A 9953-nucleotide genomic window follows, 5' to 3' on the forward strand; every position below is an offset into this window, starting at 1 on the left:
GAAACGGCAAGCCTGTTGTGGAAGAAAAGCCGAGCCTCCTCGTGCCTGCGGGGTCTCGTCTTCCCTTTGTTACCACGACAGTTTGCCGTTTCCTTCCCTCCACGCGATTATGGAGATTAACGGACCAGTATTTGGACTTTCCCACCTCATATGGATTGGAATTCTTATTCATAGAAGTTGCTCACACCCTTGTCATGATAGGATTATACTACTGGAATCAGAACAACCTCTCCCAGAACTACGGCGGTTCCGTTAGTCTTCATTCTGCAAAGGTGGGCTGTGGAACGGGTTGACTCCAGCGGACGGAGTGACGAGACCCCGCAGAGAGCTTGCGAATGAGGAGGATCGGCGCTTCGTCCGCAGGAAACCAACCCCCCCCACAGCCCGCCGATCTGCACAAAAGCAACGGAACCATACGCACTTTATCTCGAAACCAAGTCTTCAAGATAAGGGGGCTATAATGTAAGTGAAGGTAAATATTGTTAGATCAAATTTGATATGTTTTATTTCATGTGAACCGGGTATGGATATATAAGAATGACAGAAAGGATGATTTCATGAAAAAGCGTTGGATTTATTCAGGCGTAGGTGCTATCGGAGCAGGTGCCCTTACGTATTTGCTTAAAGATGAAAAGCGTCGAACTGACCTAAAAGATAAGGCTAAGTCATTCACAGACAACATTCGTGAAAACTTTCAAAAAGATGATAATAGCGATCTTCCTGTTGAAAAAGCAGGTGTACCTGAATTTGACCATACTGAAAATACGAAGATGGTTGATGAAGGTTCTCAATTTGGAGTCCAATACTATAATAAAATTAAAGAAGAAGAAGCAGAGAAGATTCAAGACAAACAAAACGCCTAGATCCTTAATTGGATCTACGGCGTTTTTTTCTTCTTATGGCGTCTTATTTTTATAATTGTTAGACTGATCGTTTTGCATTTGATCTAACTCTTGTTCTTGTTGCTCAGGGATGGTCTTTTTATTTTGATCTCCTTCAGAAGGTCTGTTCTGTCGAATAGGAACTTCAGGCATATAACGGCCTACGATGGCAGCTAGTTCATCAGTGATGCCTTGGATAGGGTAACCTTGGCGCATTTTACGTCCCATTGCTTTGATGCGCTCAAATCCATCCGCATCAGCAATGACTACAGCATTTTTCCCATAAGGATCTTTTTTCAGTGCTTCTGCAACTGAGTATTTAATTGAACCTACACGGGAACGATCAAGGTCTTTATCCACATCAATTCCTACTACGACATAAGGTCCTGCAATAACAGCAGTTGCTTGGTTCACATCTGGAACTTCGCGAGCAACTGAAGCTAGGTGTTTTGCTCTTTTATTGCCACGCATATTTTGATCTTTCGGAACAGGGTCAGAATCTTTCACTTGAATAGTAGGGGATTTATTTTCTTGTTCAGGAAGGGCCTCTTCCTCTTGATTTTGACAAGCCACAAGCCCTATTAGAACAATTGCTAGGATGAAAAATCGCATCATTTTGCCTCCTTTTATTTGTTCATATATTTTGAAGTTCGTCTAACTTTATACACTCGAGCATATAGATATATCAGGAAGCCATGCCAAACTATGTAGACTAATGACTCAGGAGGCGGCTTAATGAAAAAAATTTATGTGTTAGATACAAACGTATTATTGCAAGATCCGAGGTCAATCTATACGTTTGAAAACAATGAGGTTTTGATTCCCTCAGTTGTTCTGGAAGAAGTGGATTCAAAGAAAAGAAACATGGATGAAATTGGACGAAATGCAAGAGAAGTATCAAGGATTATGGATAAGCTTAGAGTTCGAGGGAAGCTGCATGAAGGTGTTAGGTTAGAAAGTGGAGGAATATTACGTGTAGAGTTGAATCACAAGTCTTTCACGAAGCTTGAAGAAGTTTTCTTGGAACGCACGAATGACAACAGGATATTAGCAGTGGCATTAAATTTACATCTTGAACAATCAGATAAGAATACCGGTAGGGAAGTTATTTTAGTATCCAAAGATATGCTAATGCGTATTAAGGCTGATTCACTTGGCCTAATTGCTGAAGATTTTTTAAGTGAAAGAGCTGTACATGAGGATTCCATTTATAACGGCTTTAAAGAGTTATACGTAAATGAGGACGAAATCAATTTATTTTTTCAAACAGGTGAATTGGATTTGCAACAAATTCTGATGGACTCATTGCAATCAAATGAATTTATTATCTTAAAAAATAGGACAAATCCTTCTCATTCAGCTATTGGAATGGTTCGTCATAAGGACGGACTATTACAGAAGTGTCGCTTTCAAAACGAACAAGCGTGGGGAATACGGCCTCGGAATGCGCAACAGGTAATGGCGCTTGAACTCTTATTGCGAAAAGATATTCCTTTAGTCACCATGGTAGGGAAAGCTGGTACGGGTAAAACGCTATTAGCTTTAGCTGCAGGACTCATGCAAATAGAGGATTTTGGGTTATACAAAAAGTTGCTTGTTGCACGACCCGTTGTACCAATGGGGAAAGACTTAGGCTATCTGCCTGGAGAGAAAGAAGAAAAATTACGTCCGTGGATGCAACCAATTTATGATAATCTTGAGTATTTATTTGATGTAAAGAAACCAGGGGAGTTAGATGATATTTTGTCTGGAATAGGGTCAATCCAGGTTGAGGCTCTCACGTACATACGGGGGAGGAGCATCCCGGATCAGTTAATCTTGATTGATGAAGCTCAAAATTTAACGAAGCATGAAGTGAAGACCATACTAACTCGTATTGGGGAAGGAAGTAAAATTGTCCTTTTAGGAGATCCGCATCAAATTGATCATCCTTATCTAGACGAGTTCAACAACGGACTCATCCATGTCGTTGAGAAGTTCAAAGATCAGAAATTGAGTGGACATATTAAGCTAGTAAAAGGGGAGCGTTCACCATTAGCTCAATTAGCTGCAGACTTTTTATAAACAAACAAAAAAATCAGGCGTAGAGGCCTGATTTTTTTGTTTTCTAATTCCTGGTTTTATTCCACTACGATCTTCTTAACACCTTTAATTGGTTCTTCTTGGTTAGAACCGTCTCCGAAATAAATGTGTACAGGACCTTCTTCCTGTATGGGTTTTCCGTCAACAGCAAATAATAATTGAGCATTCTGAAGTTGGTCAACGGTTATGCTATGATTACCGTTAATTGTTTCCAACGATACACCGCTTGCGTTATCATGAAGTTGTGCATTGCCTAAAAAGTGGTGTATTGGCATCACAAAGGTGCCATCTAAGATTTGTTTCTTTTCAAATGTAGAAATGCTTTTATTGATCGGAGGATTTAACTTTTGCTGATACACTTCTCTGTCCCAAATCTGAGAAGCTTTGCGAATATCATCCTCGTCATTATTTTCTTGTTCTGAAGCGGATGTGAACGCTTCCTCAAAAGATACTTTACGATCGTCAAAAATCCATACAGTTGGATCTAATGTGATCGGATGTTGTACATTACCCGTTAATTGAATAATCATGGTTTTCCACCTTCCACTATGTAAAAAGAATCTACACACAGTATATCGAATATTGGCGTTACATGCATTAAGGAGGAAAGAAATTGAATAAAAAAGTCTCTGAAGAACAATTACAAGAATGGCTGAAACAGACTGAACCATTGACCTCGTTAGGGCGTGTCCCTGATTACATACCTGCTTTAGCGAAGCAAGATCCAGAAAATATTGCTGTAGGTATTTTCCATCTTGACGGAGACTGTGTAGGTGCAGGGAACTTAGAAACGACTTTCACCTTACAAAGTATATCCAAGGTTTTAGCATTAGCTTTAGCATTGATGGACCAGGGAGAAGATTACGTCTTTTCGAGAGTGGGTATGGAGCCGACAGGTGATCCGTTTAATTCGATAGCCAAACTTGAAGAGGAAGACCCTTCAAAACCATTGAACCCTATGATTAATGCAGGGGCTCTTGCGATCACGAATATGATCCATGGTATAACACCGGACGAGAAGGTAGGACGCCTCCTTAGTCTGGTTCATGAGATGACGAATGATAATACAATACGTTATGATGAAGAAGTTGCTTCCTCAGAATTCGAAACATCTTATTTGAATCGTTCATTAAGTTTTTTTATGAAACAGCATCACGTTATTGATGGAAGTGTCGAAGAGTTGCTTGATGCTTATACGAAACAGTGTGCAATATGTGTAAATATTAAACAACTCGCAAGAATTGGAGCTGTTTTTGCAAATTTGGGAAAAGATTTAGAAACAGGTCGCCAAATCATTCCGAAGCATTTGGCTCGGATTTGCAAGACATTTATGGTGACCTGCGGGATGTATGATGCTTCTGGATCTTTTGCCATTAGGGTTGGCATACCAGCAAAGAGTGGTGTTTCTGGAGCCATAGTAGGTGCTTTAAATGGCTTTGGAGGAATCGCGGTATTTGGTCCAGCTCTTGATGAAAAAGGGAATAGTGTGGTTGGTATGCAATTGCTTGAAACGCTATCTAGCCGAATGGATTTATCTATTTTTTAGACTATTACTGTGTTTAAAATCTAGCGACAGAAGTGAGATCTTTTCTTGCAATTTATAGCCATAACCGCTAATATAGTAAGAAGAAAGTATGTTTTATCGGAGGGGATTTCCCATGTCATCTGAAGTAGCGGTGGATCATCGTCAACAAGCTTATGACCTTCTTAAAGCTGATGCAGATAAAATTGCAAGGCTTATAAAAGTTCAGATGGATAACTTAACAATGCCGCAATGCCCTCTATATGAAGAGGTTTTAGATACACAAATGTTCGGACTATCCCGAGAAATTGACTTTGCTGTTCGTCTAGGTCTTATTCGTGAAGAGGACGGGAAAGCGCTTCTCGAAAATTTAGAGCAAGAAATGAATGCACTCCACGAAGCTTCACAAAAGTCATGAAGTGAAAACTCAAATTACACCATCTGGTGATAATTTGAGTTTTTTTACTATTTACCCCTCTCCATCTAAAGTTGGGGATGATAGAGTAATCTTATTAAAATTTTTAAGAATATTGAAGGAATTTGGTGCTTTAATCTAGTAAAAAGTATATAAACTATTTGAATCACACTACCATTTTGGTAGATGGGTTCTACATAAGGATGGACAGAATGAAGAAAATTTGGAAAAACTATGACTTTACATTGATGTTTACACCACTGATTTTAACTGCATTTGGCGTTGTGATGATTTATAGTGCTTCCATGGTCTATGCTGTAGTGAAATGGGGATATGCAAGTGACCATTACTTATTCCAACAAATAAAATGGGTGTTTTTAGGATCACTCGTATTCCTCTTTACGGTGGCTGTTCCCTATCAAAAATATCAAAAATGGATGAAGCTCATCGTAATGTTTGTATTTTTCTCTTTGATAGGTGTCTTAATTTTTGGTAAAAATGTAGGAAACGCAAAATCCTGGTTTGACTTAGGCGTATTTAGTTATCAGCCATCTGAGGTAGCTAAGCTTGGGTTAATCATGTATTTATCCTCTGTATTTGCTAAAAAGCAAAATTATATAGGGGACTTTGCAAAAGCTGTTTTGCCACCACTAGCTGTTACGATTGGAGTGCTCGGACTTATAGGTATGCAACCTGATATTGGAACTGCAGCAATCGTGTTTATGATTGCAAGTGTGGTTATACTTAGTTCAGGAATCCGATTCAAGCACATCTTTCTTTTGAGTGTTTTAACAGCACTCATCACGATCATTATGGTGCCTGGTATGAAAACGGAGGAACGCTCTGAACGTTTTACGGGGGCCTATCAGCCATTCCAATTACCTGAGGATGAAGGGTATCACCTTATTCAATCCTTTATAGCAATTGGAACAGGTGGCTTGAGTGGGGAAGGTTTAGGAAATAGCGTACAAAAACTAGGGTACTTACTAGAACCACATACTGACTTTATTATGGCTATTGTGGCAGAGGAGCTTGGGCTTTTTGGTGTTCTTTTTGTTATTGGCTCTCTCTCAATTATTGTATTACGGGGGCTGTTCATTGCTAGGAAGTGTGATGATGCTTTCGGCAGTCTCTTGGCAATTGGTATATCATCCATGATTGGAATTCAAGCTTTTATTAATATGGGTGCCATTAGTGGTATCTTGCCAATCACGGGTGTACCATTACCTTTTGTAAGTTATGGGGGTTCATCTCTATTAGTTCTATTTGCATCAGTAGGGATTTTAAACAATATAGCTAAACAAGTAAAAGCACAAGACAACACAAGTTATACGACTACACAACCTACACAGAAACCAACAGCGGAGAGAACTAGTCAACAGAGTTTTAAAGGAGGAAGACGACAATGGGTGAGATAAACAAGATCAACAAAGTATTAGTAGCAAATCGCGGTGAAATTGCCATACGTGTATTTCGTGCTTGTACAGAATTAGATATACGTACAGTTGCCGTTTATTCAAGAGAGGACTCTGGTTCGTACCATCGCTATAAAGCGGATGAGGCATACTTAATTGGAGAAGGAAAGAAGCCGATTGATGCCTATTTGGATATTGAAGGGATTATTGAAACAGCCAAAAGTGTTGGTGTAGATGCCATCCACCCCGGTTATGGTTTCTTATCCGAGAATATACATTTTGCCCGTCGTTGTGAAGAAGAAGGAATAACGTTCATTGGGCCAACAAGTGAACATCTAAATATGTTTGGCGATAAGGTTAAAGCGAGATATCAAGCTGTTGATGCTGGTATACCAGTAATCCCTGGTACTGATGGACCTGTATCTAATTTTGAAGAGGTACAAGCTTTTGGTGAGAAACATGGCTATCCATTAATGATTAAAGCAGCTCTTGGTGGCGGTGGTCGCGGTATGCGTATTGTCCGAAGTGAAGCTGCGTTAAAAGAAGGTTATGATCGTGCAAAATCAGAAGCTAAAGCAGCTTTTGGGAACGATGATGTATATGTTGAGAAACTTGTAGAGAACCCGAAACATATTGAAGTTCAAATCCTGGGAGATAAAGATGGGAACATCGTCCACCTTTATGAACGTGATTGTTCTGTACAAAGACGTCACCAAAAAGTTGTTGAAGTGGCACCGAGCGTTTCCCTTGATGAGAAGGTACGTGAAGAAATTTGTGATGCAGCTGTTCAACTTATGAACAATATAGACTACCTTAATGCTGGTACAGTGGAGTTCCTTGTATCAGGCGACGAGTTCTTCTTTATTGAAGTAAACCCACGTGTTCAGGTTGAGCATACGATTACAGAGCTTATTACAGGTGTAGATATTGTTCAGACTCAAATTTTAATTGCTCAAGGTCACAACCTTTATGAACAACCGATTGGTATCCCCCAGCAAGATGATATTCGTACACATGGTTATGCGATTCAATCACGTGTAACAACGGAAGATCCGTTGAATAACTTTATGCCGGACACTGGTAAGATAATGGCTTATCGTACTGGTGGTGGATTTGGTGTACGTTTAGATGCAGGGAATGGTTATCAGGGAGCGGTTATATCTCCTTACTACGATTCCTTACTCGTTAAAGTAAGCACATGGGCTTTAAGCTTTGAGCAAGCAGCGAACAAAATGGTCCGTAACCTAAAGGAATTCCGTATCCGAGGCATAAAAACGAACATTCCTTTCTTGGAAAATGTAATTCAACATTCAAGCTTCTTAACAGGAAGTTATGATACAACATTTATTGATCAAACTCCTGAGTTGTTCGTATTTCCAAAGCGTAAGGACCGCGGAACAAAAATGTTATCCTACATAGGTTCCACAACAATTAATGGGTTCCAGGGTGTAGAGAATAAGAAAAAACCAGCGTTAAATAAGCCTAGATTTCCTGACGTAAAGTATTCTGAAGAAATTCCTCGAGGGACAAAACAGTTGCTTGATGAGCAGGGGCCAGATGCGGTAGCCAAATGGATGAAAGAGCAAAAAGAAGTGCTTTACACGGATACAACCTTCCGTGATGCACACCAATCTTTATTGGCCACACGCTTCCGTACAAAGGATCTAGAAAACATTGCTGAACCAACTGCACGTATGCTACCTGATCTGTTTTCAGTAGAGATGTGGGGAGGTGCTACCTTTGATGTATCCTATCGATTCTTAAAGGAAGATCCTTGGCAGCGTCTTCTTCATTTACGCGAAAAGATGCCGAACGTATTATTCCAAATGTTACTGCGTGCTAGTAATGCAGTAGGCTATAAAAACTACCCAGATAATCTGATTAAAGAGTTTGTTGAAAAGAGTGCCAACGCAGGCATTGATGTCTTCCGTATTTTTGACAGCTTAAACTGGGTCAAAGGAATGACGCTAACGATTGATTCTGTTCGCCAAAGCGGAAAAATAGCTGAAGCAGCTATGTGTTATACAGGAGACATTTTAGATCCATCTCGTCCGAAATATGATCTTAATTATTATAAAAACCTTGCAAAAGAACTTGAAAATGCAGGTTCACATGTCTTAGGAATAAAAGATATGGCTGGTGTAATGAAGCCAGAGGCAGCCTATCAATTAATTTCAACACTAAAAGAATCTGTTGATATCCCAATCCACCTGCATACGCATGACACAAGTGGTAACGGTATCTTCACTTATGCAAGAGCCATTGAGGCAGGGGTAGATGCTGTTGACGTAGCGGCTAGTACAATGTCAGGCCTTACATCACAACCAAGTGCTACCAGCTTGTATTATGCATTAGAAGGCAATGAGCGTAAGCCAAATATCGATGTGCGAGCTTATGAAGACCTTGGACTCTATTGGCATGATGTTCGTCGATATTATCAGGATTTTGAAAGTGGAATGATGGCGCCTAATTCTGAAGTGTACGAACATGAAATGCCTGGTGGACAGTATAGTAACTTACAACAACAAGCTAAAGCTGTTGGCCTAGAAAGCCGTTGGGATGAAGTGAAAAAAATGTATCGTCGTGTAAACGATATGTTTGGAGATGTTGTAAAAGTAACACCATCTTCAAAAGTGGTTGGGGATATGGCGCTATTCATGGTGCAGAATGACCTAACAGAAGATGATGTGTACGAGAAGGGCGAAACCATTGACTTCCCTGACTCGGTTATCGAATTCTTTAAAGGCTACCTTGGTCAACCATATCAAGGCTTCCCTCAAGAGCTTCAACGCATTATCTTAAAGGGCACAAAGCCAATTACAGAACGACCAGGTGAGTTGCTGGATCCTGTAGACTTTAATGATCTCAAAGAAACACTATTCCATAAGCTTGATCGCCAAGTAACAAGCTTCGATATGATCACTTATGCACTATATCCAAAAGTCTTCATGGATTATCATCAGTTTTATGAGCAGTACGGTGACATGTCTGTACTTGATACACTTACATTCTTCTATGGCATGCGCTTAGGTGAAGAAATTGAAGTGGAGATTGAGCAAGGGAAAACCCTAATCGTAAAACTTGTATCAATCGGCGAAGCGCAACCAGATGGTAACCGTGTAGTGTACTTTGAACTAAATGGTCAACCACGTGAAGTAATTGTGAAGGACGAAAGCATTAAAGCATCTGTTGAAGAGCGTCCAAAAATAGATAAAAATAATGAAAAACACATTGGCGCCACAATGCCAGGTACAGTTGTTAAAGTAATCACAGAAAAAGGAGAAAAAGTGAAGAAAGGTGACCATCTCATGATTACAGAAGCTATGAAGATGGAAACCACTGTTCAAGCTCCTTTCGATGGTAAAGTGAAAGATATTTATGTGAAAAACAATGAAGCCATCCATGTAGGTGATTTGTTAATCGAATTTGAATAAGAACGATCACTAATGTGATGATTAAAGCAGTTCAATGTTGGAGTACATGAAAGACATACCCTTCAATTGAACTGCTTTTTAATTGGCTAACTATTTTCACTTATTCTCTTAGGTCAACTGGAGAAAAAAGTTATTCCGTATTATGGCAGGATTGTTGAAGACTTGAAACTGAGAGGAGTCCGTTGCATTTATGCAGTGCTGGGG

At 39.8% G+C, this 9953-nt stretch carries 8 protein-coding genes; 6 read left to right on the top strand and 2 right to left on the bottom strand.

All coding sequences use genetic code 11. From position 1 onward, the window contains the following. The first annotated feature begins 557 nt into the window (after nt 1-557). Nucleotides 558-863, top strand: coding sequence for a hypothetical protein (locus H514_RS0117695; protein ID WP_027448144.1), 306 nt, complete (start codon nt 558-560; stop codon nt 861-863). Between the two features lie 33 nt (nt 864-896). On the opposite strand, the gene H514_RS0117700 is transcribed toward H514_RS0117695, so the two are convergent. Further along, complete coding sequence (locus tag H514_RS0117700; RefSeq protein WP_027448145.1) at nt 897-1493, bottom strand: YhcN/YlaJ family sporulation lipoprotein; 597 nt, start codon at nt 1491-1493, stop codon at nt 897-899. Between the two features lie 123 nt (nt 1494-1616). On the opposite strand from H514_RS0117700, the gene H514_RS0117705 reads away from it, so the two are divergent. Continuing rightward, entirely contained in the window at nt 1617-2945 is a 1329-nt protein-coding gene (locus H514_RS0117705) for a PhoH family protein (protein ID WP_027448146.1), read from the top strand. Between the two features lie 56 nt (nt 2946-3001). Here the strand turns inward: H514_RS0117705 and H514_RS0117710 are convergent, their stop codons facing one another. Next, nucleotides 3002-3493, bottom strand: coding sequence for a hypothetical protein (locus tag H514_RS0117710; protein WP_027448147.1), 492 nt, complete (start codon nt 3491-3493; stop codon nt 3002-3004). Between the two features lie 83 nt (nt 3494-3576). Here H514_RS0117710 and glsA point away from each other — a divergent pair, with 83 nt between their 5' ends. The 4 genes from glsA to pyc all read left to right on the top strand — a co-directional run bounded on the left by glsA (nt 3577) and on the right by pyc (nt 9749). Next, nucleotides 3577-4509: a glutaminase A gene (gene glsA, locus H514_RS0117715; protein WP_027448148.1), complete on the top strand. Its 933-nt coding sequence runs from the start codon at nt 3577-3579 to the stop codon at nt 4507-4509. Nucleotides 4510-4621: 112 nt separating this feature from the next. Next, a complete protein-coding gene (locus H514_RS0117720) occupies nt 4622-4903 on the top strand; it encodes a YlaN family protein (RefSeq protein ID WP_027448149.1) in 282 nt (93 codons plus the stop codon). Between the two features lie 209 nt (nt 4904-5112). Further along, the gene (locus tag H514_RS0117725) at nt 5113-6318 is read left to right on the top strand and encodes an FtsW/RodA/SpoVE family cell cycle protein (RefSeq protein WP_027448150.1); all 1206 of its coding nucleotides are present in this window, start codon (nt 5113-5115) and stop codon (nt 6316-6318) included. Beyond that, nucleotides 6306-9749, top strand: coding sequence for a pyruvate carboxylase (gene pyc, locus H514_RS0117730; RefSeq protein WP_027448151.1), 3444 nt, complete (start codon nt 6306-6308; stop codon nt 9747-9749). Before H514_RS0117725 ends, pyc begins: the two co-directional genes overlap by 13 nt. The last annotated feature ends 204 nt before the right edge of the window (nt 9750-9953 follow it).

Origin of the sequence: Pontibacillus marinus BH030004 = DSM 16465 (genome assembly GCF_000425225.1) — a bacterium.
GTDB classification, from domain to species: domain Bacteria; phylum Bacillota; class Bacilli; order Bacillales; family BH030062; genus Pontibacillus; species Pontibacillus marinus.